Below are 1,063 nucleotides of genomic sequence, written 5' to 3' on the forward strand. Positions count from 1 at the left end.
GCGGGCGCGGCTGCGCCGGCATCGCCCCGGCACGGTCCAGGACCGCGCCTACCGCTACGAGTTCATGGACCTCGATGCCGACTCCGCCCCGGACGCGGGCGTCGGCCCGGACGCCGCGCCAGCCACCTATCCCTCCGAGGACGGTGCGGGCCCGCTGGGCTTTGCCGGGGTGGGCGCGAAGGCGGGGGCCGCGCGGCCCGCGGGGTTGACGACGCTGGCGGGCGACGGCTTCAGCGACGGGCCGGCCATGCCGATGATGCCGAGCAGCTGGGGGGCCGACCTCAACCCGGGTAACGCCGAGGGGTGAACACCCGGTGCCCGGCTTCGTCTGAGTACCACTGGGTTTGGGACGACCCGACGATCAGCAGGCAGCGCATGTCGATCTCGGCGGGGTTTAGGTCGGCCAACCGCACCACCCGGACGTCCTCGTCGGGCCCGGACACGTTGCGGCCGATCACCACGGGCGTGCCGGGTTCGCGGTGGGCCAGCAGGATGTCGCGCATCTCGCCGACCTGCCAGGTGCGCGTCTTGGAGGCGGGGTTGTACACCGCAAGCACCAGATCGGCGGCCGCCGCCGCGGCCAGCCGGGCCGCGATCACGTCCCAGGGCTTGAGCCGGTCGGACAGCGAAATCACCGCGTAGTCGTGCCCCAGCGGGGCGCCCACCCGGCTGGCGACCGCCTGCGCGGCGGTCATCGCCGGGACCACCCGCACGCGCACGCCGGGCCACTGCTTGGCCTCCTCGAGCACCGCGGTCGCCATCGCGAACACGCCGGGGTCGCCGGAGGACACCACCGCCACGGCCCGGCCCTGCTCGGCCAGCGCGCACGCCAGGCGGGCCCGCGCGGGCTCGTCGCTGTTGTCGCTGGGGTGGCATAGCTGGCCGTCGCGCACGGCGACGCGGTCGAGGTAGCCGCTGTAGCCGATGAGGTCGGTCGCGGCCGCCAACTCGCGGCGGGTCTGCGGGGTGATCCACTCTTGGTCGCCGGGGCCCAGACCCAGCACCGCGACGGTGCCCGCCCCCCGCGGCGCCGCGGACGACCGGCCGAACCGGCGCCCGCCGG

Annotated in this window: 1 protein-coding gene and 1 pseudogene; one reads left to right on the plus strand and one right to left on the minus strand. The window is 75.6% G+C overall.

The window, feature by feature from the left end:
* Window positions 1-307 (plus strand): annotated as a pseudogene (locus A5714_RS26460) (PPE family protein); the annotation flags it as partial.
* On the opposite strand, the gene cobJ reads toward A5714_RS26460, so the two are convergent.
* On the minus strand, window positions 282-1,063 hold a 782-nt coding region (gene cobJ, locus A5714_RS02835), incomplete at its 5' end, for a precorrin-3B C(17)-methyltransferase (RefSeq protein ID WP_068282567.1). The pseudogene A5714_RS26460 and the gene cobJ overlap by 26 nt on opposite strands.

Source organism: Mycobacterium sp. E2462 (assembly GCF_001672685.1).
Taxonomy (GTDB): Bacteria; Actinomycetota; Actinomycetes; order Mycobacteriales; family Mycobacteriaceae; genus Mycobacterium.